Below are 23,760 nucleotides of genomic sequence, written 5' to 3'. Positions count from 1 at the left end.
AAGCTCGGACCGTACGGTGGCTGCCCAGGCATCACCCCAGGGGCGCGGGGCGGTCGCAGCGTGTCCGCGGGGGTGGCGCAAGGAGGAGGCCGGGCAGGTGAACGCCCTGGTCGGTGGCCTCCAGGACTGAAACGAGCTGGCGCACGGTGGGCGGACGACCATGCGCGACATCCGTTGAGTCGGTCTCGTCCAGGCCGTGGCGGGCTCGGGGCTGGTGGCGTCGTCGGGGTGGCGCGTAAGGTGCCCGAATGATCGGGATTCCAGGCACGTTCGCGCAGGGCACGATCGAGCGCGAAGGAGAGCTCGGGGCAGCGTGGCTCGCCGAACTGCCCCTGATCGTGGACGAGTTGCTGGAGCGCTGGGAGTGCGTGCCGGACGGCGAGGTCATGCACGGCGGTGTCGCGGTCATCGTTCCGGTGCGACGGCGGGCCGATGGGGCCGCGGTGCTGAAGGTGTCGTTCCCGCATCCCGGCAACGTTCACGAGCCGGACGCATTCGCGGCCTGGGGCGGGCGCGGAGCTGTCCTGCTTCACGAGCGCCACGATGAGCGGTTCGCGATGCTACTCGAGCGGGTCCGGACGTCGACCCTCGCGGAGGTCGAGGACGACGACGAGATCGTGACGGTCGCTGGGCGGATCAACCGCCGACTGGCCGTCCCCGCGCCGCTTGGCCTGCCCCGGCTTCGGGAGCGGGCCGACGCTTGGGAGGAGCAACTGCGCAAGGGCGCCCAGGAGCTGACGCACACACTCCCGCTCTCCGTGCTGGACGCCGCCATGTCGACCGTCCGCGAGCTGGGTCGCGTCCAGCCGGACACCCTCATCCATGGTGACCTCCATGCCGGGAACATCCTGCGCGCCGACCGCGAGCCGTGGCTGGCCGTCGATCCCAAGGGGTACGCGGGAGACCCCGCTTACGACGGCGGCACGCTGCTCAAGTCACGCGCGCTCACACTCCTCGAAGCGGACGACGTGCGCAAGGCCGTCCACCGCACTCTGGACGTCTTCGCCGAGGCCGCCGAACTCGATCGCGAACGCGTCCGGCGGTGGGCACAGTTCCATGCCGTGCAGGCCGCGTTCTGGGGTCGCCGCCACGGATTCCGCATCGCCCGCAGCGGACCACGGTTGGACTGGCTCACCCAATTCGCGGACCGCCTGGCCGAATTGCTCACAAGCGCGCCTAGGCCGTGATCTTGCAGGAGGCAATCAGCCGGATCGTCGGCCGGGCCGGGCCGGGCCGGGCCGGGCGGAGGCCGGCGGGCGGCCCTGCCTGTGAAGCTGCTGCTGCCGCGCCGGCGCCAGCAACTCGCTCTTTTCCGCAGTCCGCTCGACGGATCGCCATGCGAACCGACAACGGACAGGGGTGGTGCGCAGGTTGTCGGCTCCGCTCAGTCGAAGGCCGACTCGGCAATGGGGGGCTGCTCGACGGACCCTGGAAATGACGGACCGGCCCCGGGGCGGGTGCCCGGGGCCGGTCCGTCGGCTGTGTGATCAGGCCGGCAGGACGGCCTCGAGTGCGGTGATCAGCTCGTCCGACTCCGGCTCGACGCGCGGCCGCAGCCGGGCCGCGACGGTGCCGTCCGGCGAGACCAGGAACTTCTCGAAGTTCCAGGAGACGTCCCCGGCCTGGCCCTCGGCGTCGGCGACCTGGGTCAGCTGCGCGTACAGCGGGTGCCGGTCGTCGCCGTTGACGTCGATCTTCTCGAACAGCGGGAAGGTCACGCCGTACGTGGTGGAGCAGAAGGTCTGGATCTCCTCGGAGCTGCCCGGCTCCTGCCCGGCGAACTGGTTGCAGGGGAAGCCCAGCACGGTGAAGCCACGGCCGGCGTAGCGCTCCTGGAGGCGCTCCAGGCCGGCGTACTGCGGGGTCAGGCCGCACTTGGAGGCGACGTTGACGATCAGCAGCGCCTTGCCCTTGTGCTCGGCCAGCGAGGTGGGCTCGCCGGAGAGGGTGCGCAGGGGGATGTCGTACAGGCTCACGGTGGTGGTCCTTTCGGCAGGTCGGCGGCGGATTCTCGCCCGGGCACACGGTAGCGGCCCCGGACGGCTCAACCGTGCCGGCGCCGCCGGTGTTCCGGGCGCGAGGGGGCGTACGGAGCGGCTCGTACGCCCCCTCGCAGCCGGTCAGAGCGCGAGCGGCTTGATCGCCGTCGGCGCGTGCTCGGGGAGGGTGGCGAGCTCCTCGAACTCGTTGACCTTGTCGATGTCGCTGCCGCTCATCGCGATGTTGGTGACCCGCTCCAGGATCGCCTCGACCACGACCGGGACGCGGAACTCGGCGGCCAGCTTCTTGGCCTCCTCGAGGGCGGGCAGCAGGCCCTCCGGCTCGGTGACCCGGATCGCCTTGCAACCCAGGCCCTCGGCGACCTTGACGTGGTCCACTCCGTAGACGCCCAGCTCCGGCGCGTTGATGTTCTCGAACTCCAGCTTGACCTGGAAGTCGATGTCGAAGTTGCGCTGCGCCTGGCGGATCAGGCCCAGGTAGCTGTTGTTGACCAGCACGTGGACGTACGGGATCCGGTGCTGGGCGCCGACGGCCAGCTCCTCGATCATGAACTGGAAGTCGTAGTCGCCGGAGAGTGCGACGACCTGGCCCTCGGGGTCGGCGGTGGCGACGCCCAGCGCGGCCGGGATGGTCCAGCCGAGCGGCCCGGCCTGCCCGCAGTTGATCCAGTGCCGCGGCCGGTAGACGTGCAGCATCTGCGCGCCGGCGATCTGGGAGAGGCCGATGGTGGTGACGTAGCGGGTCTCCGGGCCGAAGGCCTTGTTCATCTCCTCGTAGACGCGCTGCGGCTTGAGCGGCACGTTGTCGAAGTGGGTGCGGCGCTGCAGCGTCGCCTTGCGCTCCTGGGTGGATGCGGCCCACGCGCTGCGGTCCTTCAGCTGCCCGGCGGCCCTGAGCTCCTGGGCGACCTGGACGAAGAGCTCCAGCGCGGCCTTGGCGTCGGAGGCGATGCCGAGGTCGGGGGCGAAGATCTTGCCGATCTGGGTGGGCTCGACGTCGATGTGGACGAACTTGCGGCCCGCGGTGTAGACGTCCAGGCCACCGGTGTGGCGGTTGGCCCAGCGGTTGCCGATGCCGAGGACGAAGTCGGAGGCGAGGAAGTTCTCGTTGCCGTAGCGGTGCGAGGTCTGCAGGCCGACCATGCCGGCGTTCAGCTCGTGGTCGTCGGGGACGATGCCCCAGCCCATCAGGGTCGGGATGACGGGGACGCCGGTCAGCTCGGCGAACTCCAGCAGCAGGTCGGCGGCGTCGGCGTTGATGACGCCGCCGCCGGCCACGATCAGCGGGCGCTCCGACTCCTGGAGCAGCGCGACGGCCTTCTCGATCTGGATGCGGTTGGCGGTCGGCTTGTAGACCGGCAGCGGCTGGTAGGCCTCGGGGTCGAAGTCGATCTCGGTCAGCTGGACGTCGATCGGCAGGTCGATCAGGACCGGGCCGGGGCGGCCGGAGCGCATCAGGTGGAAGGCCTGCTGGAACACGCCGGGGACCTGCGCGGCCTCCAGCACGGTGGTGGCGGCCTTGGTGACCGGCTTGGCGATCGAGGCGATGTCGACGGCCTGGAAGTCCTCCTTGTGCAGCCGGGCGACGGGCGCCTGGCCGGTGATGCACAGGATCGGGATGGAGTCGGCGATCGCCGAGTACAGGCCGGTGATCATGTCGGTGCCGGCCGGGCCGGAGGTGCCGATGCAGACCCCGATGTTGCCGGCCTCGGCGCGGGTGTACCCCTCGGCCATGTGGGAGGCACCTTCGACGTGCCGGGCCAGCGTGTGCCGGATGCCGCCGGAGGCCTTGAGGGCGGCGTAGAACGGGTTGATGGCTGCGCCCGGCACGCCGAACGCGACCTCAACGCCTTCGAGCTTGAGGATCTCCACGGCCGCGCGGGCGGCTGTCATACGAGGCATCGGGTTTCTCCTGCGTCGGCCCGCAGTGGCTCGGAGGGCTCATCTCCTGAATTCCACCATACGGAAGAACGGTTTCTGTATGTGGAAACAAGGTAGGGCGGCCCCCGTCGGGCGTCAAGGGTGACTTCAACAGAATGTGGAAGCCGGGGCCGGAGAAGATCGCCGGCCTGCCCGCCCTGCTGAAGGACGTCCTCACCGCGGTGGCCGCCCCGAGCGCCGTCGCGCTCGGCCTCGGCACCCTGCTGGTGCTGATCGGCTGGAAGTACCTTCCGGAGCGGGCCGCCCGCGCCGTCCCTGGAACACCTGCCGGACGACCGCCCGGTCGAACTGGACTGGTCCGGGCTGCGCCACCTGGACCACGCCTGCACGCTCGCGCTCGCGGCCTGGGTCGACCGGCACCGGGCCCGCTCCACCGCGTCGCTGGCCGTCGACCCGCCGCTGCCCTCGGCGGTCTGACGGGCCGTCTAGCCTGGTCGCTGGTTCGGACCGGTCCGAACCAGCGACCAGAGCCGTCGGAACAAGGAGCGCAGAGCCGTGATCGCAGCATTTTCGGTGACCCCGCTGGGGATCGGCGAGGACGTGGGGGAGGCGGTGGCCGCCGCCGTCCGGGTGGTCCGCGCGAGCGGACTGCCGAACCGCACGGACGCCATGTTCACCAGCATCGAGGGGGAGTGGGACGAGGTGATGCCGGTGATCCGGGAGGCGATCGAGGCGGTGAAGGCCCACAGCTGCCGGGTGAGTACGGTCATCAAGATCGACGACCGGGCCGGGGTCACCGACGGGCTCACCGCCAAGGTCGCCTCGGTCGAGCGGCACCTGGCCGAGGGCTGAGCTCGGGCTGCCCGGGGCTCAGGCCGTCGAGGACGGCTGCGCGGTCGCTTCGTCGGGTACGGCCGGTTCGGCTGGTCCGGCCGGTTCGATCGGTCCGGCCGCCGGGGTTGCCGAATCCGCCGGGTCCGCCGGTCGGCGGGTGAGCAGCCGGTCCAGGGCGTACGGGCCGGAGCCGAGCGTGGCGATGGCGAGGAAGGCCCAGCAGAACATGACCGAGGCCTCGCCTCCGTTCTGCAGCGGGAGCACCGCGTGCCCCTGGTGGACGGTGAAGTAGGCGTAGGCCATCGAGCCGGAGCAGAGCAGGGCGGCCGTCCTGGTGCCGGCGCCGAGCAGCACCAGGACGCCGCCGGCCAGCTGGATCAGGGCTGCCCACCAGCCGGGCCACTGGGCGAGGGGGACGGTGCCGCCGCCCTGGGCGCCGCCGAGGACGCCGAAGAGCGAGGCGGCGCCGTGGCAGGCGAAGAGCAGGCCGACGACGACCCGAAAGGCCGTCAGCATCAGGGGTCTGGCGGCGTCGGCGGCCTGGCGGGGAGTGGGGGGAAGGTGTGCGGGCATGCGGAACGCCTCCTGTGGGGAAGGAGGGATGGGGCGGTAAGGCTAGCCTTGGTCTAGTCCACTTGGCAATGCTCCGTCAGATGCCCGCCCTGCGCCGGGAATTGCCTTTCTTGACTGATCGTTCCGGAAACCGCTAGCGTGTGCGACATGGCGCGAACGAAGGAATTCGACCCGGATACGGCGCTGCAGGCGGCCCTGGAGCTGTTCTGGCAGCGCGGCTACGAGGCCACCTCGATGGCCGACCTGGTCGAGCGGCTCGGCATCGCCCGGGCCAGCATCTACGCCACCTTCGGCAGCAAGCGCGAGCTCTACCTGCGTGCGCTGGAGCGGTACGCCGAGCAGGTCGACCCGGTGCTGCTGGCGGAACTCTCCCAGCCCGGCCCGGTGCTGCCGGCCGTGCGGGCGATGGTGCGCCGGTACGCGGCGGAGTCGGCCGGGGCGGGGCGGGAGCGCGGCTGCTTCGTCACCAACACCGCCGTCGAGCTCGCCCCGCACGACCCGTCGGCGGCCCGCCGGGTGGACGCCAGCCTCAGCCACCTGGAGACGGTGCTGACGGCCGCCCTGGTGCGCGCCGAGGCGCAGGGCGAACTGCCGGCCGGGCGGGAACCCCGGGCGCTCGCCCGGATGCTGATGGTGCTGATGCAGGGCCTGAGGGTGATGGGAAAGACCGCCGACGGCGCGGCCCGGGTGCGTGACGCCGCCGAGCAGGCGCTGGTGCTGCTGGAGGCGGGCTGACGTCCGGCCTGCCCGGTCGACGTCCTTTGCGGTCCGCAATCTGGACCGAACGATCGTTTATTGAGAAGGGGGGTTTCTCATGAGTGCCGCACCATCGAGCCGGCCCGGCTTCGCACTGCTCGGCCTCGTGCAGGTGGTGCTGATCTTCACCATCACGATCCTCACGGTGCCGCTGCCACTGGTGGCCCGGGAGTTCGGGCTCGGCCCGTCCGGACTGCTGCTGCTGAGCGCCTCCTACGGGCTCACCTTCAGCTCCCTGCTGCTGCTCGGCGGCCGGCTGGCCGACCGTCACGGCGGGCGCCGGGTCCTCCGGACCGGCCTCGTGCTGCTCGGAGCCGCCTCGATCGCCTGCGCCCTCGCACCCGACTACCCGTTCCTGCTGGCAGGCCGCCTCGTCCAAGGCGTCGGCGCGGCCCTCACCGCCCCGGCGGCGGTCGCGGTGGTCCGGGTCCTGCACCCCGAACCCGCCGCCTACCGACGGGCGATGGCCACCTGGGGCGGTCTGTCGGTGCTCGGCGCCACCCTCGGCAGCGTGGCGTCGGGCGCGGTCGCCGCCACGGTCTCCTGGCGCTGGCTGTTCGCGGTGCCCGTCCTGGTCGCCCTGGCCAGCCTCGTCCGCTCCGGCACACTGCCCCCTGCCGAACCTGCCGAACCTGCCGACCGTGCCGAACCTGCCGACCGTGCGAACGCCGCCGACCCCGCCGGGCGCCGCCCCGCTCTGGACCTGCGCGGCGCCGTCCTCGCCACCGCCGGTGTCTGCGCGGCGAGTTACGCCCCGGTGGCAGCCACCGAGCGCCCCTGGACCGACCCCGGGGTGTACGGGCCGCTGCTCGCCGGGCTCGTCCTGCTGCTCGCCTTCGCCGCCGCCGAACGCCGCACCGCCGACCCGCTGCTGCCGCCCGGCTTCCTCGCCGACCGGCGCCGCGCCACCGCGCTCGCCGCGGTCATGGTGACCGCCGCCGGCACCGCGCTGGTCTTCGTCCTGATCCCGCTCTACCTCCAGCAGCAGCGCGGCTGGAGCACCGCCGCCACCTCCGCCGCCTTCCTGCCGTACGCGGCCGCCCTGCTGCTGACCGGCCGGCTCGCCGGCCCGCTGACCGTCCGGTACGGGCCCGGGCCGGTCACCGCCGTCGGGCTCGCCGTGGCGGCTGCCGGACTCGGCCTGCTGGCCGGGCTCGCCCCCGGCAGCGGGTACGCCCCCGGCCTGTTGCCCGGACTGCTCCTGCTGCCCGCCGGAGCCGCCGCGGCCTTCGCCGGAGCGGCCGTCCTCGCCACCGGTGGGGTGGCCCCCGACCGGACCGGCCTGGCTGCGGGCGTCTTCAACACGGCCATGGAACTCGGCCCCACCGCCGGGCCGGCCGCCCTGATGGCGCTCGCCGCCACCCGCCCGACCGTCGTCGGCGGGTACGCCGTGGCCTTCGCGGCGGCCGCGGCACTGCTGGTGATCACCGCCGTCGCGGTCGCCGCCCTGACCCGGACCACCCCGGCACCCGAACGCACCGCCACGCCAGAACGCACCACTACACCTGAACGCACCACCGCACCTGAACACACCACTCGGACCAAGGAGTTCACACCATGACCACGCGTTTCGCCGACCAGTCCGTCCTCGTCACCGGTGGCGGCAGCGGCATCGGACGGGCCATCGCGCTCGCCTTCGCCCGGGAGGGCGCCCGCGTCGCGGTCGCCGGCCGGACCGCCGCCCCGCTCGCCGAGACCGTCGAGCTGATCGAGCAGGCCGGCGGCAAGGCGGTCGCACTGACCGGCGACGTGACGAACGGCGAGGACGCCGCCCGGCTGGTCCGCGAGGCCGTCGAGCGGTTCGGCGGCCTGGACGTCGCCGTCAACAACGCCGGGGTGATCGGTGCCCTCGGGCCCGTCGCCGACATCGACGAGGCCGACTGGCAGCGGCTGATCGACATCAACGTCACCGGCACGCTGCTCGCGATGAAGCACCAGATCGGCCACATGCGGGCGCACGGCGGCGGCGCGATCGTCAACGTCTCCTCCAACCTGGGTGCCCACCGGCGGATCGCAGGCGTCGGCGCCTACGCCGTCAGCAAGGCCGCGGTCACCGCGCTCACCCGCGCTGCCGCCCGTGACCACATCGCCGACGGCGTGCGGATCAACGCGGTGAGCCCCGGCGCGGTGGACACCCCCATGTCGGGCCGGCCCGGGGAGAGCGCGGCGGCGAAGGCCGAGCGGATGGGAGCCGAGATCCCGGTCGGCCGGGCGGGTGCCGTGGAGGAGGTGGCCGCCGCGGTGCTGTACCTCGCCTCGGCGGAGGCGGGCTACACCGTCGGCTCCGACCTCGTGCTGGACGGCGGCTCCACCGCCTGACCGGGCCGGGCGGGGCTCACTCGCCCAGCCAGTCCCCGGGCACCGCCTCGTACAGCGCCTCCAGCGCCTGCGGGGTGCGTGCCCGGGCCGCCGTCCAGGCCTCCTCGACCACCTGGACCAGCACGTCCGGCGCCTGGTACCAGCGGCAGCCCCGGCCGAGCGCCGGCAAGGCGCGGAAACCGTCCGGAAGTCCGTCCTCGGACGTGACGACCGTGACGACGTCGGTCAGCTCGTGGTCCTCCAGCAGCTTCTCCGTCATCGCCATCGCGGCGGCCGCCACCGAGAAGCGCTCCTCCCAAGGCGCCCACCGCTCCTGAGACTTGTCCGCGAGGTCCAGCCGCACCACCGTCGGCGGATCCTCCAGGTCGAGCCCGATCCGCGCGCCGTCGCCCCGCGCGCCGTCCCCCCGCCGGCCGTCCTCGCGGTCGAGGTCGGCCAGCAGCACGCCCCAGTGCGCGCAGCCCTGGTTCTCCGCCCGGTAGACCAGCGCGCCGTCCATCACGAACAGCTCGTCGGGCGTCAGCAGCACGTCGTGGTTGCTGGTCGGGTCCGCCCGCCGGCCGAACAGCCGGTACGCCTCGCGCAGCGCCGCCGGCAGCCGCAGCCCGAGCCGCTGCTCGGCCGCGTCGAGGTCGGCGTCGGGGAAGCCGTCCGCCGGCGCCAGCGGCTCGCCCCAGTACGCGGCGAAGCCCTGGACGAGTGCCCAGGCGCCCGCGCGGCTGCGCAAGGTTTCGGCCATTGCGGCCCGTATGTCGAATTCCGTTTCGTCCACCCGCGCACCGTACGGCACCCCTCCGACAGGACGGCCGGCCTCGCCGCAGGCCGTCCGGGAGCCCTTGCGAGAGCCCTTCCGGCAGCCTCTCCGGGCACGATCGGCAGCCCGTTGCGGCGCCCGTCCTGACACGATCGGCGGTCCGTCCGGGCACGATCGGCTGAATCTGACGCGAACGCGTAATCCCGGTGACACTCGTTGATCACCACGAGGTTCCCGCGGCGTCGTGTGGGCAGGACACGGTTTCGGCCGGAACCGACATCACGAAAGGCGGACGCGCACCACATGCCGACCGCACCGCACACCGCGCCCCTGCCGGGCCGTCGAAGCCGCTGGGGTGAACACGGGCTCGCCTGGGCCTTCCTGCTGCCCTCCCTGGTGGTCTTCGTCCTCTTCATCGGCTACCCGCTGGGCCGGACGATCTACCTGAGCGGGCACGCCAACGACCTCTTCGGCGCGCCCTCGCGCTACGTCGGGGCGAAGCACTACGCCGACCTGCTGACCTCGGCGGACTTCCGCCGGACCCTCGTCACCACGGCACTGTTCACGGTGCTCACCGTGGTGCCCGGGGTGCTCGGCGCACTGGTGCTGGTGCTGCTCCTGGAGAACCGGATCCGGGGCGTGCGGCTGCTGCGCTCCGCCTTCGCGCTGCCCTTCGCCTTCTCGGTGGCCAGTGCGTCGGTGGTCTTCGCGGTGTTCTTCAACCCCGCCAGCGGGGTGCTCAACGGGCTGCTCTCGCACGTCGGCCTGGGCCCGATCGGCTGGCTGACCGACTCCCGCTACGCCCTGGTGTCGGTGGCCGTCACCACGGTCTGGATGAACCTCGGCTACAACGTGCTGGTGCTCTCCGCGGGCATCGGCTCGATCCCGGGGGAGGTGGTGGAAGCGGCCCGGATCGACGGCGCCTCGGGCCTGCGGCTGGCCCGTTCGATCACCGTCCCGATGCTCGGCCCGAACCTGTTCTTCCTGACGGTGATCTCCACCGTCCACGCGCTGCAGAGCTTCGGCCAGATCCACATCCTCACCAAGGGCGGGCCGGACGGCTCCACCCGGACGCTCGTCTACTCCGTCTACGAGAAGGCGTTCGCCTACGGCTCCAGCGACTTCGGCACCGCGAGCGCCCAGGCCGTGGTGCTGCTCGTGGTCGTCCTCGCCTGCACGGCCGTCCAGTTCGGCGTCCTGGAGCGGAAGGTGCACTACGCATGAGTTCGATCGCCACCGAGGTCGAGGCGCCCCGCCCGCGCGCCCGGCTGCTCGCCGGACGCTCCCCGCGCGACCTGCTCGGCCGCGCCGCCGTCTACCTGCTGCTCGCCGTCGCCGTCGTCACCGTGGCCTTCCCGGTGTACTACGCGGTCGCCGGCGCCTTCATGGGCCCGTCCGAACTCTCCTCGTACCCGCCCGCGTTGGTGCCGCACTCGGTCACCGGGCGGAACTTCTCCGGCGCCGTGGAGGCGATCCCGCTGGCCCGCCAGTACGCCAACTCGGCGATCGTGGCCACCGTCATCACCCTCGCCCAGCTGTTCACCTCGATCCTGGCCGCGTACGCCTTCGTCTTCCTGCCGCTGAAGGCGCGGGCGGTGGTGTTCGGGGTGTTCCTGGCGACGCTGATGGTCCCGTGGGAGGCCATCATCATCCCCAACTACCTGACGCTGTCCGGCTGGGGGCTCGGCAACACCTACTTCGGCCTGGTGCTGCCCTTCCTGGCCTCCGGCTTCGGCACCTTCATGCTGCGCCAGGCCTTCCGCCAGCTGCCCGGCGAACTGCGCGACGCCGCCCGGATCGACGGCGCCGGCCACTGGCGCTTCCTGTGGCGGATCGTCGTCCCGCTCAACAAGCCGGCGCTCGCGGCCCTGTCGATCTACGTCTTCCTGTCCGCCTGGAACCAGTACTTCTGGCCGCTGATCATCACCCGCACGGCGAACATGCAGACCCTGCAGATCGGCCTCACCTCGCTGCGCGACTCCGAGATGGCCGACCCCGGGCTGATCCTGGCCGGCGTCGTGCTCTCCCTGCTGCCCACGCTCGCCCTGGTGGTGTTCGGGCAGCGCTTCATCGTCCGCGGGCTCACCGCGGGTGCGGTGCGCTGACCGTCCGTCCGCTGACCGTCCGTCCAGTCATATCCCTGCCCGTCCCGTCCGATCAGAGAGAGAACCCCCGTGAAGAAGAGTGCACGCGCGCTCGCGGCCCTGCTGGTGGCCGGCCTGTCCCTGACCGCCTGCAGCTCCTCCGGTGGCTCGGGCTCCGGATCCGGTGGCTCCGACTCCGCCGCCGCGCCCGGCGCCCAGGCGCTTGACCAGGCCTCCGGCGTCACCGGCGTCGAGTTCTGGCACTCGATGACCGGCAAGAACGCCGAGGTGCTCACCGGGCTGGTCAACCAGTTCAACGCTGCGCACCAGGGCAAGATCGAGATCAAGGCGCAGTTCCAGGGCAAGTACGACGAGCTGGTCACCAAGTACAAGGCCGCGGTGCAGCAGAAGGGCACCCCCGCCCTGGTGCAGGTCTACGACATCGGCACCCGGTTCATGATCGACTCCAGGCAGACCGTCCCCGCCCAGGCCTTCGCCGACAAGGACGGCTACCCGCTGGACGACCTGGACGCCAACATCCGCAACTACTACTCGGTCGGCGGCAAGCTCCAGTCGATGCCGTTCAACTCCTCGATGCCGCTGCTGTACCTGAACACCGACGCCTTCAAGGAGGCCGGCGTCGACCCGGCCCAGCCGCCCAGGGACCTCGACGAGCTGGGCGAGCTGGCGAAGAAGCTGACCAGGAAGGACGCCGACGGCAAGACCGTCCGGTACGGCTTCGGCGCGGCCATCTACGGCTGGTTCGTCGAGGAGCTGCTGGCCGAGTCCGGGACCATGTACTGCGACAACGACAACGGCCGCAGCAGCAAGGCGAGCAAGGTCGTGTTCGACTCCGCCCAGGGCGCGCGGATCGTCCAGTGGTGGGCCGACCTGGTCAAGGGCGGCTACGCGGCCAACACCGGCCGCACCACCGACGACGCCCAGGCCGCCTTCAAGGCGGGCACGGTCGCGATGCACCTGGAGTCCACCGGCGTGCTGCGCGGCTACACCGAGGCCGCCAAGTTCTCCGTCGGCACCGCCGCCTTCCCGAAGGTCACCGCCGCCGACCAGGGCGGCCCGGCGATCGGCGGCGCCTCGCTGTGGATCAGCGGCCCCGGCCACTCCGACGCGGAGAAGCGCGCCGCCTGGGAGTTCGAGAAGTTCGTGACGGCCCCCGAGCAGCAGGCCGTCTGGCACACCGGCACCGGCTACTTCCCGGTCAACACCAAGTCCCTGGACGATCCCAAGGACAAGGAGTGGGTGGCCAAGTACCCGCAGTTCCAGACCGCGATCGACCAGTTGAAGGCCACCAAGCCGACCCAGGCCACCGCCGGCTGCCTGCTCGGCGTGATGCCGCAGGCCCGCAAGGGCGTGGAGACCGCGATCGAGCAGACCGTCTCGGGCAGCAAGTCGGCCCAGCAGGCGCTGGCCGACGCGGCCAAGGAGCTGAAGCCGGCGATCGAGAGCTACAACAGCTCGGTCGGCTGAACCGACCCGCCCCCGTCACGGCCCGCCCGGCGCACCACGCACCGGGCGGGCCGCCGCGCGTCGGCCATCACGCACCGCCCGTCACGCGTTCATACGTCGGCTGTCGCGCGTCACGCGGAGAGCGCCTCGCCGTGCTCGCCGTCTTCCGGCAGCACGCAGGCGGCGGCGAGCTCGTCCAACGACAGGTCCAGCGCGAAGGCCAGCGCCACGATGGTGAAGAAGGCCGGTGTCGGCGCCCGGCCGGTCTCGATCTTGCGCAGCGTCTCCGCCGAGAGACCGGCCACTGCCGCCACCTCGACCATGCTGCGTTCACCACGCGCGTCGCGCAGCAGCGCCCCGAAGCGCTCGCCGCGCTCGCGTTCCCACGGGGTCAACGGAGTCCTCACCATGGCGTCAGTCTAGGCCGTGTCCTGCACGCCGCGGCGCGGAGTCGGCTCGCTCTACTGCTCGGGCCACGTGGGGAGCTCGGCCGGGCCTCCCGGTCGGTCGGCGTTCAGGGACAGGCAGAGGACGACCAGGCTGCTCCTGCGCTCCTCGCTGTAGGAGCCGAAGACCTCCTCCGGCTCCGTGTCGCACGCGTGCTTGGCGTCACCGTCGTGGACGACCTTGGTGACCTTGAAGTCGGCGTTGGGCTTGGTGCAGCCCACGATCTCCATCTTCGGCTTGGACCTGCCGCCGCCGAGGTCGTGTACGCAGTCACCGGCCTTCGCGGCCTCCGGCTCGGATTTGCCGGCCTGGCCGGCGACGAGCAGGCCGCCGGTGATCAGCGCGACGAGGAGGATCGGTCCGCCCACGCGACGGCCGATCCGCCGGAGCCGCGAGGGCCCGGCCGGAACGGGGTGTCCGGCACCCCAGGGCTCTCGGGCGAGCGGCTGAGCAGGGTGCCGGGTCTCGTCGACGGGGGCGGCCGGCGGGGTCGTCACGTGTGGTCCTCGGGGTCGGATCATCGGATTGCGCCGCCGAACACTAGCGGATCACGGGCCGCCCGCGCGCCACGTATTCCCTGGTAGGGCGCCTGCGGCTGCCCCGGGAGGACGCCTGCGGGCGCCGGGCCCTCCCCGCTGTCGGCTGCCTCGCGGTGCTGCCTGGTTTCGCTCGCCCACCATCGACCGTGATACAAATACCGGTATAAGAATTGGATTCAGGGGAGTGATTCACCATGGTCGAACTCAAGTCGCCCGCCGCCCTCGACGCGATGCGCGAAGCCGGACGGGTGGTGGCGAACGCGCTCGCCGCCGTGCAGGAGGCGGCGGCGGTCGGGGTCAGCCTGACCGAGCTGGACGAAGTGGCGCGGGGCGTACTGAAGGCGGCCGGAGCGACCTCGCCGTTCCTGGGCTACCGCCCGTCCTTCGCTCCGGTCGCCTTCCCGGCCGTCATCTGCGCCTCCGTCAACGACGCCGTGGTGCACGGCATCCCGGACGGCTACCGGCTGCGCGACGGCGACCTGGTGAGCATCGATTGCGGTGCCCTCCTGGACGGTTGGGCCGGGGACTCCGCCGTCAGCTTCACCGTCGGCACCGCCCGCCCGGAGGACACCGCCCTGATCGACCACACCCGGCGCGCCCTGGAGGCCGGCATCGCCGCCGCCGTGGTCGGCAACCGGATCGGCGACATCGCCCACGCCATCGGCACCGTCGCCCGCGCCCGGCGGTACGGGCTGCTGGAGGGCTTCGGCGGCCACGGCATCGGCCGTAGCATGCACGAGGACCCGCACCTGCCCAACGAGGGCCGTCCGGGCCGGGGTTACCCGCTGCGCGCGGGTCTGGTGCTGGCCATCGAGCCGATGCTCATCGCCGGCGGCCGGGACGACTACAGTACCGACCCGGACGGCTGGACCCTGCGCACCAACGACGGCAGCCGCGCCGCCCACGTCGAGCACACCGTCGCCATCACCGAGGACGGCCCGCGCGTCCTGACCCTCCGCTGAGCCCCGGGCCCGACGCCGCGGCCACCCCTGCGGCGGCCGCCGTCGCCGCTGCCGGTTTCGAACACCCCGCTAGGCTCGGCGCCATGACCAAAGGCGTGATGTTCGACTTCTCAGGCACCCTCTTCCGCGTCGTCCCGACCGCCGAGTGGCTGGCGGCGTTCACCGCCACCACCGGCCTCGCCCCGTCCGCCGCCGAGCAGGCCGAACTGGCGCTCCGGCTGGAAGAGTTCGGCGCGCTGCCGGGCGGCGTCCCGCCACGCCGGATCCCGTCCGACGTCCAGGAAACCTGGGACGCGCGGGACTTGTCCCCCGAGGTGCACCGCGCCGCCTACACCGCGCTGACCCGGGCCGCCGAGCCCCCCGCCGCCCTCGACGTGGACGCCCTCTACGAAACCCATATGGGGCCCACGAGTTGGCGCCCCTACCCGGACGCCGCCGCCGTGCTGCGCGAACTGCGCCGCCGGGGCGTGCCGGTCGCCGTGGTGAGCAACATCGCCTGGGACCTGCGCCCGGTCTTCCGGGCCCACGGCCTGGACGAACTGGTCGACACCTACGTCCTGTCCTACGAGGTCGGCGCCCAGAAGCCCGACCCGGTGATCTTCGAAGCCGCCTGCACCCGGCTCGGTCTGGCCCCGGCCGACGTGCTGATGGTCGGCGACGACCGGACCTGCGACGGCGGGGCGACCGCGCTCGGCTGCGGCTTCCACGCCGTCGAGCACCTGCCCGTCGACCGGCGCCCGGACGCCCTGTCGCCGCTGCTGGCGACACTCGACGAGGGGTGACGGAGGACACGAGGTGGGGCCCGGCCGCCCGGAGTAGCGTGCGGGCATGACCGATCAGGACTTCACCACGCACGTCACCGTCCGTGGGTACGAGACGGACACCCAGGGCCACCTCAACCAGGCGGTGTACCTCCAGTACGCCGAGCATGCCCGCTGGGAGTACCTGCGGGCAGCCGGCATCCGCCAGGCCGACCTGGTGGCCGGGGGTGTGGGACCGGTCGTGCTGGAGACCACGGTCAAGTACCTGCGGGAGCTGCGCGCGGGCGACTCGGTGGACGTCAGCTGTTCGTTCACCTGGCGCGAGGGCAAGACCTTCCAGGTGGTGCAGCGGCTGACCCGTGAGGACGGAGTGACGGCCGCGGAGATCACCGGCGTCGGCGGCATCCTCGACCTGGCCGAGCGCAAGCTGGTCGCCGACCCGCGCGAGCCGCTGCGCGCCCTCGCCACCGACCCGGCGCTGCTCGGACTCTGACGGCCGATCATGTACTCGGCCCGCCCCCGCCGTTCCGCCATCGCCAGAGGCCGCAACGACCCGCGGCCTCCACCCGGCGACGCGAGTGCGAGCCGGCGTCCGTCGATGCGAGCCGGCGTCCGTCGAGCCGGCCGGGCGGCCCACCAACGCAACTGGCCGTGAACGAACGGCCTTTGCTCCTGCGTGCACGTCCGTTCGGCCCTCGCGAATGAGTCGAATCCGTCACGATTTTGTGACAATCCTTCGCCAACACCGGCCCCGCACAGGGTGTGCACGGCCGTAGTGTTCGATCTATGTCACCGAAGAGCCGCATACCTGCCCCGGACCCGGGCGACACCTGGGTACCGCGCCCGAGGCGCCGCGAGACCCCGCTCGGAATCCTCGGCCACGCGGCCAAGTTCCTCGGCGCCAGCGTGCTCGGCGGGGTCCTGCTGGCAGGGCTGGTCCTTCCGGCGGCCGGCGCGGTCGGGCTCGGGGCGAAGAGCGGCGCCGAGGGCTTCGAGAACATACCGGACGACTTCAGGGCCCCGCCGCTGACCCAGGCCACCCAGATCTTCGACGCCAAGGGCGGGCTGATCGCCAAGGTCTACGAGCGCGACCGCACCGTCCTCACCGCCGACCAGATGTCGCCGTTCATGCGGCACGCCCAGGTCGACATCGAGGACGCCCGCTTCTACGAACACGGCGCGGTGGACCTCAAGGGCGTCCTGCGGGCCATCACCAAGAACGCCGAGAGCGGCGCCACCGTCCAGGGCGCCTCCACCCTGACCCAGCAGTACGTCAAGAACGTCAACGTGGAGAAGGCCGGCGACGACCCGGAGGCGGTGCGCGAGGCGCAGCGCAAGACGCTCGGCCGCAAGATCCAGGAACTCCGGTACGCCATCAAGCTGGAGGAGGACCTGACCAAGGAGCAGATCCTCACCAACTACCTCAACATCACCTTCTACGGCCACCAGGCGTACGGCATCCAGGCCGCCGCGCAGCGCTACTTCAGCAAGGACGCCAAGGACCTCACCCTCCCCGAGGCGGCCATGCTCGCCGGACTGGTGCAGAACCCGTCCCAGTACGACCCGAAGCTGCACCCGGTGGCCGCGCAGAAGCGCCGCGACACCGTCATCGACAAGATGGTGGAGAACAAGCACATCACCGCGGAGCAGGCCAAGGAGGCCAAGGCCGCCCCGCTCGGCCTCGCCTACAAGGACCCGCAGAACGGCTGCATCACCGCCCGGGCCGGCACCGGCTTCTTCTGCGACTACGTGCGCCACGTCGTCAAGCAGGACCCGGCGTTCGGCAAGAGCGCGGCCGAGCGCACGAAGCTGTGGAACACCGGCGGCCTGAACATCTACACCACCCTGGACCCGGACAAGCAGGCCGCCGCCCAGAACGCCGTCTCCACCCAGGTGTACGTCACCGACCCGGTCTCCGCCGCGATGACGATGGTCGCGCCCGGCAGCGGCAACATCGTGGCGATGGCGCAGACCCGCCCGTACGGCCTGGCCAAGGAGAAGAACGAGACCGTCGTCAACTACAACGTGGACGCGGCGATGGGCGGCGGCATCGGCTTCCAGCCCGGCTCCAACTTCAAGCCGATCGTGGCCGCCGCCGCCCTGGAGGCCGGCCTGTCGCCCACCCAGCGGTACGACTCACCGAACCGGATGGACTGGCCGACGATGAAGACCTGCGACGGCACCTGGAAGAACCTCGGCAAGGGCAAGAAGGAGGGGAGCATCCCCAACGAGAGCACCACCGAGGTCGGCCCGTACGAGCTCAAGCAGGCCATGGCGCTCTCCGTGAACACCTACTTCGTGCAGATGGAGCAGGAGATCGGCCTCTGCGCGGTCAAGCAGATGGCCAACAAGCTGGGCGTGGCCGGAAAGGCGGACGGCTCGCCGCTGCAGGAGGTGCCCGCGCTGGGCCTCGGCACCCAGGAAGTCAGCCCGCTGACCATGGCCAACGTGTACGCGACCTTCGCCGCCCGCGGCACCTACTGCGCGCCGGTGGCGATCAGCCGGATCAGCACGGTGGACGGCAAGGACGTGCCGGTGCCGCCGGCCCGGTGCAGCCAGGTGATGTCGGAGGACACCGCCGACGTGATCAACACCGTGCTGCTCGGGGCGACCGAGAAGGGCGGCACCGCGCGGGACCTCCGCCTGGACGACGACCGTCAGATCGCGGGCAAGACCGGCACCACGGACGAGAAGAAGTCGGCCTGGTTCACCGGCTACACGAGCAACCTGGCCGGCTCGGTCTGGCTCGGCAGCCCGGGCACCAAGGTGCCGATGCGCAACATCCGGATCGGCGGCAAGTACCAGGCCGAGGTGTTCGGCGCGACGGGCCCGGGGCCGATCTGGCAGCGGGCGATGAGCGACGCCGTCCGCAGCCTGCCGGAGCAGGACTTCACCACCGTCTACATCCCGGACCCGCCCAGGCGCGACCCGAACTGTGGCACCTCCAGCGGCTCGCCGAGCCCGGCCACCTGCACCGGCGCGCCCGCCACGGGCGCCCCCGCCACCGGCACCCCCGGGTACGGTGGCAACACCGGCAAGCCGCGCGGCGCCGGTCCGACCGGCCGCTCCGCTCCCGCCACCCCCGCCGACCCGGCGGACCAGCAGGGCCAGTGAGCCGGGCCGCCCGCCGACCGGTGGCTGGTGCTCAGCGCGCTTCGACCGGCTCGCCGCTGTCCTGGTCGAGGTTGAACACCCGCCGGTAGGAGTCGGTCACCACGGTGATCTGCTCCCGACCGGTCCAACTCGCCTCCACCAGCCGGGTGTCGTCCGGGCCCCCGCCGATGTCCGCCAGTGACCAGCGCCGCGCCGACCAGCCCTCGCCGGACTCCAGCAGCACCTGCCAGTGCTCGGCCGGCGCGGGCCCGGCGGCGTAGGAGCGGTGCACCACGACCAGGGCCAGCTCCGCCCCGGCCGGGGCGGCCTCCCGGCTGCGGGTCTCCGCCGCCGAGACCTTGTGCGCGGCCACCACGCCGAGCAGGAACACCACCCCGGCGGTCACCGTGACCGCCCGGGTGGCCGTCCGCAGGGCGGCGGCGCGCAGATCGCCCAGCCAGGCGGCCGCGATCAGCGCGGCCAGCGCCGCCCCCAGCAGCAGCTCCGGCCGGTTCAGCAGGTCGGCGACCAGCATCCGCCCGCCCGAACGGCTCTCCCACTGCCCCTCGGTGTACAGCAGTACGGCCGCCAGCCCGCCGGTCGCCAGCAGCCGGACCAGGATGCGCCTGGCCCGCGACGTCCTCTTGTCCATCGTCCCCCCGTTCACGGTGTCACAGTTCGGCGAGCAGCTTGCGGCCCTCCGGCCAGTCGCCCAGCCCGGAGTCAGAGTTGAGGTGCCCGTACGCGCCCGGCTCGACGTACCGGGCGCCCCAGGCCGCGGCGAACGCGCGGGCCCGATCGGGCGACACCCACGGGTCGTCGGTCGAGGAGACCACCACGGCCGGGAACGGGAACGCCGCCAGCGCCACCGGGCGGAAGCCGACCAGCTCCGGCACCTCCGCGGTGTCGACGTCGGCCGGGGCGACCAGCAGCGCGCCCCGGACGGCGGCGAGCCGGTCGGCGGGGGCGGTGGCCACCCAGCGGGCCGCGGTCACGCAGCCCAGGCTGTGGGCGACCAGGACCACCGGGCCCTCGGCGGCGGCCGCCGCCACCGCCGCGTCCACCCGCGCCACCCAGTCCGCCCGCTCCGGGCGGTCCCAGTCCGCCTGCTCGACCCGGCGGAAGGCCTCCGGCTCGGCGGCCTCCCAGCGGGTCTGCCAGTGCTCGGGGCCCGAGTTCTGGTAGCCGGGGAGGACGAGGTAGGTGGTGCGGTCCGGCATGGGGCTCCTCCAGATGGGGGAAGGCGGTCGTGAGCAGCAGGAGTCTAGGCCGCGGACGGCCCGCCGCCGCAGCCGGGCGGCCGCCCGGTGCGCACTCCCCGCAACCGGCGCACGCGCCTCCGTATGCGCCGCCGTACGCCCAGTGCGCCCCGTTGCCAACGGCACCGGTGGTACGGGAGGTTGGACCGGGCCCGGGCCGGCCGCCACCGCCCGGCGCCCACAACGCACCTGAGGCTCGACCACGTGGAGGGATGCCGACGATGACATCGAAGATCCTGCTCGTCACCGGGGACGCCGCCGAGTCGCTCGAAGTGTTCTACCCCTACCAGCGGCTGCGCGAGGAGGGCTACCAGGTCGACATCGCGGCCCCGACCAAGAAGCGCCTGCAGTTCGTGGTGCACGACTTCGTGGAGGGCTACGACACGTACACCGAGAAGCCCGGCTACACCTGGCCCGCCGACCTCGCCCTCGCCGACGTCGACCCGGCCGACTACGTGGCCCTGGTCATCCCCGGCGGCCGCGCCCCCGAATACCTGCGCAACAACCCGGACGTGCAGCGGATCGCGCGGCACTTCTTCTCCGCCGACAAGCCCGTCGCGCAGATCTGCCACGGCCCGCTGATCACCGCCGCCGCCGGAGTCCTGGACGGCCGCCGCACCGCCGCCTACCCCGCGCTGGCCCCGGACGTCGAGGCGGCCGGCGCCGAGTTCGTCGACGGCGAGGCCGTGGTGGACGGCGTCGTCGTCTCGGCCCGCGCCTGGCCCGACCACCCGGCGTGGCTGCGCGCCTTCCTCGAGGTGCTGCGCACCAAGGCACCCCTCGCCTGACCGCTCGGCCCGCCGGGGCCCACCGCGACACCCGGGAGGTCCCTGCGATCCCTGCGTTCCTGCAGGTCTAGGCGTTCGTCATCGCGACGGCGGCGGCGGGCTCCGCGACCACGGGCCCCGGCCGCCGCCGGTCGGCCGCCCACGCGAGCACCGCGATCAGCGCGCCCGCGACGGCCAGGCCCGCGCCCACCAGCGTCGGCGATGTCCAGCCGAGCCCGGCGTCCAGGGCCAGCCCGCCGAAGTAGGCGCCCTGGGCGTTGGCCAGGTTGAAGGCGCCCTGCACCGTGGCCGAGGCCAGCGTCGGCGCGCTGCGCGCCTTCTGCAGCACCAGGGTCTGCACCGCCGGCACGATCGCGAAGCCGAACAGCCCGACCAGCACCACCGTGACGGCCGCCGACCACCGGTTGTGCGCGGTCACCGCGAACAACGCCAGGGTGGCGGAGAGCAGTACGAAGGCCGCGCAGACCGTCGGCCGCAGCGCCCGGTCGGCGGCGAACCCGCCGAGCACGTTGCCGATCGTCATCCCGACCCCGAACAGCGCCAGCACCAGGGTGACCGACCCGGTGGCGTACCCGGACACCTCGGTGAGCAGCGGCGCGATGTAGCTGTAGCAGGCGAAGAAGCCCCCGCAGCCGAACACCACGGTGGCCAGCGCCAGCCACAGCTGACCGTTGCGGAAGGCCCGCAGCTCGTGCCGGAGCCCGGACTGGACGGGCGCGGGCAGCTCGGGCACCAGCTTGGCGATGGCGAGCGTCCCGGCGGCGGCGATCAGCACCACCACCAGCATGGTGGCCCGCCAGCCCAGGTGCTGGCCGAGCAGGGTGGCGGCCGGGACGCCGACGATGTTGGCGACGGTCAGCCCGGAGAACATCACGGCCACCGCCCGGGCCCGCCGGTGCGGCGCGACCAACTCGGCCGCGGCGACCGCGCCGGCCCCGAAGAAGGCGCCGTGCGGCAGCCCGGTGACCAGCCGAGCGGCGGCCAGCGTCCAGAAGCCCGGTGCCAGCGCGCACAGCAGGTTTCCGACGGCGAACAGCCCGGCCAGCGCCACCAGCACCGCCTTGCGAGGCCGCCCGGCGGCCAGGGCGGTCAGCAGCGGAGCGCCGATCACCACTCCCACCGCGTACGCCGAGATCAGCCAGCCCGCCTGCGGGATGGAGACGTGAAGGCTGCCGGCGACCTGGGGGAGCAGCCCCATGGCGGCGAACTCGGTGGTGCCGATGGCGAACGCGGTGACGGCCAGCGCGAGCAGCGCGAGAGGCAAGGGGGTGACTCCGGGGTGATGCCGGCGACCGGGAGAGCGCGCCAGCGGACGAATTCGTTCGTTCGGAATCCTAATCCGTTCGGATGACGCCCTCGTGAGGCCCGTGTGACGAGTGGGGGTCGCCAGTACGGCCGTCGCGCGCGAGACTGGTGGCATGTGCCGCAACATCAAGACGCTGCGACCGCCCGTCACGACTGACGCCGACGAGGACGACTTCCGCGCCGCCGCGCTGCAGTACGTCCGCAAGGTCTCCGGTTTCCGCGCCCCGGCGGCGCACAACCGGGAGGCGTTCGACCGGGCCGTGGACGCGGTCACGGAGGCCACCGCCCGGCTGCTCGCCGAGTTGGAGGTCCGCGGCTCGCACGCCCGGGCCGCCGAGCCGGCCGCGGCGGCAGGGTAGGCAGGAGCGAGTGATGAACCCCGCCAAGCGATACGCCCTCACCTTCCCCGGCACCCCGGGCACCCAAGCCCCCCAGGACGTCGTGGTGGTCACCCGCACCAGCGCGAGCGGGCCGGGAGGCCACCCGGTCTACGAGGACGAGAGCGGCATCGTCCGGGCCGAGATCAGCGACGCCGGCGAGGTCCGGATGCTCGCCAGCGGCGGCCACCAGACCCCGCACCTGCCGGTCCACGCCCACCCCCTGCCCTGACGCCGGGGGCTTCCCGGACTTTCCCGGAGCCTCCCGGACCGCTGGCCGTGGCGCCCCTCCCTCGGGCACAATCACCGCATGACCACAGCGAGTTGGCAGGGCGTCGTCATCGCCGAGAGCGATGACACCGTCGTCGTCGAGGGCAACCACTACTTCCCGGCGGCGTCGGTCCGGACGGAGTACCTGCGACCCTCCGCGACCACCACGGTGTGCGGCTGGAAGGGCACCGCCGGCTACCACACCCTGGAGGTGGACGGCCGGACCAACCCCGACGCCGCCTGGTTCTACGCCGATCCGAAGCCCGAGGCCGACCACGTGCGCGGCCGGGTGGCGTTCTGGCGGGGCGTGGAGATCACCGAGTCAACACCGGCCACCGCGTCAGCACCGGCCACCACCGCGTCCGCCTCATCCGCCGAAGCCGCCGAATAGCACCCGCGTTCGGGGGTACCCGATCGGCATGGCAGTCTTCCGCAGGCCGGGGAGCTCCCGGCCGACCCCCGATCCGGACCTGGCCGAGCAGCTCGCCGAACTCGTCGAGCAGGCCGAGCAGCCCGAGCAGCTCGCCGACAAGCGGCCGGCCGCCGCGCAGGAACAGCGCCGTCGAGGCCGGGCCGTGGTGGCGCACGTCGCCCGCCTGCTCGGCAGTGGCGGGCGGGCCGCCGCCCGGGGAGCAGCCCGGGGCGCCGTGTACGGCGGCAAGGCCCTCACCGAGCAGCTGGTGCAGGCCGCGCCGCGGATTCCGGTGCGCGACCTCGCCACCCTGCGGGCGCAGCACCCGGGCGCGGCTTCCCCGGAGGAGCTGGCCGACGTGCTGGTCACCGGCGCCGTCCGGGTCTCCGGCCTGCTCGGTGCGGGCGTCGGCGCGGCGGCGATGATGCCGGTGCCGCCCGCGATGCCGGTGGAGATCGCGGCCGAGACGCTCGCGGTGGCGGCGGTGGAGATCAAGCTGATCGCCGAACTGCACGAGGTCTTCGGCGCTCCGGCGCAGGGCACCGTCACCCAGCGGACCGGCGCCTACCTCGCCGCCTGGGCCAACCGCCGCGGGATCGACGCGTCGCTGCTGGTCCGGCCCGCCGGGTTCGCCGCGCTGGCCCTCGGCTCGGAGGTCCGCCAGCAGGTGCGCCGCCGGCTCACCCGCAGTTCGCTGCGCCACCTGCCGTCGCTGACCCCGCTGCTGGTCGGTGCGGGCATCGGCGCCACCATGAACCGGCGCGACACCCGCCGGCTGGCCGACGAGGTCCGGGCGGACCTGCGCTCCCGCCCGTCGACGGACCGCGACTACTGGGACGCGGCCGCGCCGGCGGTAAAGGGATGAAGGGCGGGGAGCCG

26 protein-coding genes are annotated in these 23,760 nt (G+C 72.7%); 17 read left to right on the top strand and 9 right to left on the bottom strand.

The window, feature by feature from the left end:
• Nucleotides 1-248: 248 nt before the first annotated feature.
• On the top strand, nucleotides 249-1,187 hold the full coding sequence (locus tag AC0B61_RS18500) for an aminoglycoside phosphotransferase family protein (RefSeq protein WP_471741736.1): 939 nt from the start codon (nucleotides 249-251) through the stop codon (nucleotides 1,185-1,187).
• Between the two features lie 300 nt (nucleotides 1,188-1,487).
• Here the strand turns inward: AC0B61_RS18500 and AC0B61_RS18495 are convergent, their stop codons facing one another.
• Both AC0B61_RS18495 and gcl read right to left on the bottom strand, forming a co-directional pair.
• On the bottom strand, nucleotides 1,488-1,976 hold the full coding sequence (locus tag AC0B61_RS18495) for a glutathione peroxidase (RefSeq protein WP_471741735.1): 489 nt from the start codon (nucleotides 1,974-1,976) through the stop codon (nucleotides 1,488-1,490).
• 144 nt (nucleotides 1,977-2,120) lie between these two features.
• Nucleotides 2,121-3,893 (bottom strand): glyoxylate carboligase, encoded by a 1,773-nt coding sequence (gcl, locus tag AC0B61_RS18490; protein WP_471741761.1) that lies wholly within the window; start codon nucleotides 3,891-3,893, stop codon nucleotides 2,121-2,123.
• A 543-nt stretch (nucleotides 3,894-4,436) separates the two neighbouring features.
• Here gcl and AC0B61_RS18485 point away from each other — a divergent pair.
• Nucleotides 4,437-4,733, top strand: coding sequence for an MTH1187 family thiamine-binding protein (locus AC0B61_RS18485; RefSeq protein WP_471741734.1), 297 nt, complete (start codon nucleotides 4,437-4,439; stop codon nucleotides 4,731-4,733).
• Nucleotides 4,734-4,751: 18 nt separating this feature from the next.
• On the opposite strand, the gene AC0B61_RS18480 is transcribed toward AC0B61_RS18485, so the two are convergent.
• Nucleotides 4,752-5,288, bottom strand: a complete 537-nt coding sequence (locus tag AC0B61_RS18480) for a DoxX family protein (protein WP_471741733.1) — start codon at nucleotides 5,286-5,288, stop codon at nucleotides 4,752-4,754.
• Between the two features lie 147 nt (nucleotides 5,289-5,435).
• On the opposite strand from AC0B61_RS18480, the gene AC0B61_RS18475 reads away from it, so the two are divergent.
• The 3 genes from AC0B61_RS18475 (at nucleotide 5,436) to AC0B61_RS18465 (ending at nucleotide 8,363) form a co-directional block, all read left to right on the top strand.
• On the top strand, nucleotides 5,436-6,023 hold the full coding sequence (locus AC0B61_RS18475) for a TetR/AcrR family transcriptional regulator (protein WP_471741732.1): 588 nt from the start codon (nucleotides 5,436-5,438) through the stop codon (nucleotides 6,021-6,023).
• Between the two features lie 79 nt (nucleotides 6,024-6,102).
• Entirely contained in the window at nucleotides 6,103-7,605 is a 1,503-nt protein-coding gene (locus AC0B61_RS18470) for an MFS transporter (protein ID WP_471741731.1), read from the top strand.
• Nucleotides 7,602-8,363, top strand: a complete 762-nt coding sequence (locus tag AC0B61_RS18465; RefSeq protein ID WP_471741729.1) for an SDR family NAD(P)-dependent oxidoreductase — start codon at nucleotides 7,602-7,604, stop codon at nucleotides 8,361-8,363. Before AC0B61_RS18470 ends, AC0B61_RS18465 begins: the two co-directional genes overlap by 4 nt.
• A 16-nt stretch (nucleotides 8,364-8,379) precedes the next feature.
• Here AC0B61_RS18465 and AC0B61_RS18460 read toward each other — a convergent pair whose 3' ends face one another.
• The gene (locus AC0B61_RS18460; RefSeq protein ID WP_471741728.1) at nucleotides 8,380-9,102 is read right to left on the bottom strand and encodes an SMI1/KNR4 family protein; all 723 of its coding nucleotides are present in this window, start codon (nucleotides 9,100-9,102) and stop codon (nucleotides 8,380-8,382) included.
• A gap of 318 nt (nucleotides 9,103-9,420) precedes the next feature.
• Between AC0B61_RS18460 and AC0B61_RS18455 the strand changes: the two genes are divergently transcribed.
• The 3 genes from AC0B61_RS18455 (at nucleotide 9,421) to AC0B61_RS18445 (ending at nucleotide 12,689) form a co-directional block, all read left to right on the top strand.
• Entirely contained in the window at nucleotides 9,421-10,341 is a 921-nt protein-coding gene (locus tag AC0B61_RS18455) for a carbohydrate ABC transporter permease (RefSeq protein WP_471741727.1), read from the top strand.
• Nucleotides 10,338-11,222, top strand: coding sequence for a carbohydrate ABC transporter permease (locus tag AC0B61_RS18450; RefSeq protein ID WP_471741726.1), 885 nt, complete (start codon nucleotides 10,338-10,340; stop codon nucleotides 11,220-11,222). Before AC0B61_RS18455 ends, AC0B61_RS18450 begins: the two co-directional genes overlap by 4 nt.
• A gap of 69 nt (nucleotides 11,223-11,291) precedes the next feature.
• Complete coding sequence (locus AC0B61_RS18445; protein ID WP_471741725.1) at nucleotides 11,292-12,689, top strand: ABC transporter substrate-binding protein; 1,398 nt, start codon at nucleotides 11,292-11,294, stop codon at nucleotides 12,687-12,689.
• 110 nt (nucleotides 12,690-12,799) lie between these two features.
• On the opposite strand, the gene AC0B61_RS18440 is transcribed toward AC0B61_RS18445, so the two are convergent.
• On the bottom strand, nucleotides 12,800-13,078 hold the full coding sequence (locus tag AC0B61_RS18440; RefSeq protein ID WP_471741724.1) for a helix-turn-helix domain-containing protein: 279 nt from the start codon (nucleotides 13,076-13,078) through the stop codon (nucleotides 12,800-12,802).
• Between the two features lie 51 nt (nucleotides 13,079-13,129).
• A complete protein-coding gene (locus AC0B61_RS18435) occupies nucleotides 13,130-13,612 on the bottom strand; it encodes an LppU/SCO3897 family protein (RefSeq protein WP_471741723.1) in 483 nt (160 codons plus the stop codon).
• A 236-nt stretch (nucleotides 13,613-13,848) separates the two neighbouring features.
• On the opposite strand from AC0B61_RS18435, the gene map reads away from it, so the two are divergent.
• From map to AC0B61_RS18415, 4 genes are all read left to right on the top strand, one after another.
• Nucleotides 13,849-14,616, top strand: coding sequence for a type I methionyl aminopeptidase (map, locus tag AC0B61_RS18430; RefSeq protein WP_471741722.1), 768 nt, complete (start codon nucleotides 13,849-13,851; stop codon nucleotides 14,614-14,616).
• A gap of 83 nt (nucleotides 14,617-14,699) precedes the next feature.
• Complete coding sequence (locus AC0B61_RS18425; protein WP_471741721.1) at nucleotides 14,700-15,398, top strand: HAD-IA family hydrolase; 699 nt, start codon at nucleotides 14,700-14,702, stop codon at nucleotides 15,396-15,398.
• A gap of 46 nt (nucleotides 15,399-15,444) precedes the next feature.
• Complete coding sequence (locus AC0B61_RS18420) at nucleotides 15,445-15,870, top strand: acyl-CoA thioesterase (protein ID WP_471741720.1); 426 nt, start codon at nucleotides 15,445-15,447, stop codon at nucleotides 15,868-15,870.
• Nucleotides 15,871-16,163: 293 nt separating this feature from the next.
• Nucleotides 16,164-18,491: a transglycosylase domain-containing protein gene (locus tag AC0B61_RS18415; RefSeq protein WP_471741718.1), complete on the top strand. Its 2,328-nt coding sequence runs from the start codon at nucleotides 16,164-16,166 to the stop codon at nucleotides 18,489-18,491.
• A 31-nt stretch (nucleotides 18,492-18,522) separates the two neighbouring features.
• On the opposite strand, the gene AC0B61_RS18410 is transcribed toward AC0B61_RS18415, so the two are convergent.
• Nucleotides 18,523-19,122, bottom strand: coding sequence for a hypothetical protein (locus tag AC0B61_RS18410; RefSeq protein WP_471741717.1), 600 nt, complete (start codon nucleotides 19,120-19,122; stop codon nucleotides 18,523-18,525).
• A gap of 19 nt (nucleotides 19,123-19,141) precedes the next feature.
• On the bottom strand, nucleotides 19,142-19,690 hold the full coding sequence (locus AC0B61_RS18405) for an RBBP9/YdeN family alpha/beta hydrolase (protein WP_471741716.1): 549 nt from the start codon (nucleotides 19,688-19,690) through the stop codon (nucleotides 19,142-19,144).
• Nucleotides 19,691-19,950: 260 nt separating this feature from the next.
• On the opposite strand from AC0B61_RS18405, the gene AC0B61_RS18400 reads away from it, so the two are divergent.
• Nucleotides 19,951-20,517 (top strand): DJ-1/PfpI family protein, encoded by a 567-nt coding sequence (locus AC0B61_RS18400; protein ID WP_471741715.1) that lies wholly within the window; start codon nucleotides 19,951-19,953, stop codon nucleotides 20,515-20,517.
• A 67-nt stretch (nucleotides 20,518-20,584) separates the two neighbouring features.
• Here AC0B61_RS18400 and AC0B61_RS18395 read toward each other — a convergent pair whose 3' ends face one another.
• Nucleotides 20,585-21,781, bottom strand: a complete 1,197-nt coding sequence (locus AC0B61_RS18395; RefSeq protein ID WP_471741714.1) for an MFS transporter — start codon at nucleotides 21,779-21,781, stop codon at nucleotides 20,585-20,587.
• Nucleotides 21,782-21,935: 154 nt separating this feature from the next.
• Here AC0B61_RS18395 and AC0B61_RS18390 point away from each other — a divergent pair, with 154 nt between their 5' ends.
• From AC0B61_RS18390 to AC0B61_RS18375, 4 genes are all read left to right on the top strand, one after another.
• On the top strand, nucleotides 21,936-22,181 hold the full coding sequence (locus AC0B61_RS18390) for a DUF2277 domain-containing protein (protein WP_471741713.1): 246 nt from the start codon (nucleotides 21,936-21,938) through the stop codon (nucleotides 22,179-22,181).
• Nucleotides 22,182-22,194: 13 nt separating this feature from the next.
• Nucleotides 22,195-22,431 (top strand): DUF6296 family protein, encoded by a 237-nt coding sequence (locus AC0B61_RS18385; RefSeq protein WP_030260495.1) that lies wholly within the window; start codon nucleotides 22,195-22,197, stop codon nucleotides 22,429-22,431.
• Nucleotides 22,432-22,509: 78 nt separating this feature from the next.
• Nucleotides 22,510-22,860, top strand: a complete 351-nt coding sequence (locus AC0B61_RS18380; protein WP_471741712.1) for a DUF427 domain-containing protein — start codon at nucleotides 22,510-22,512, stop codon at nucleotides 22,858-22,860.
• A gap of 28 nt (nucleotides 22,861-22,888) precedes the next feature.
• A complete protein-coding gene (locus AC0B61_RS18375) occupies nucleotides 22,889-23,746 on the top strand; it encodes a serine/threonine-protein kinase (protein WP_471741711.1) in 858 nt (285 codons plus the stop codon).
• The last annotated feature ends 14 nt before the right edge of the window (nucleotides 23,747-23,760 follow it).

The sequence above is a fragment of the Kitasatospora sp. NPDC023385 genome (assembly GCF_055664045.1).
The sequence above is the reverse complement of the archived record's forward strand: the minus strand, read 5'-3'. Positions and strand labels throughout refer to the sequence as shown.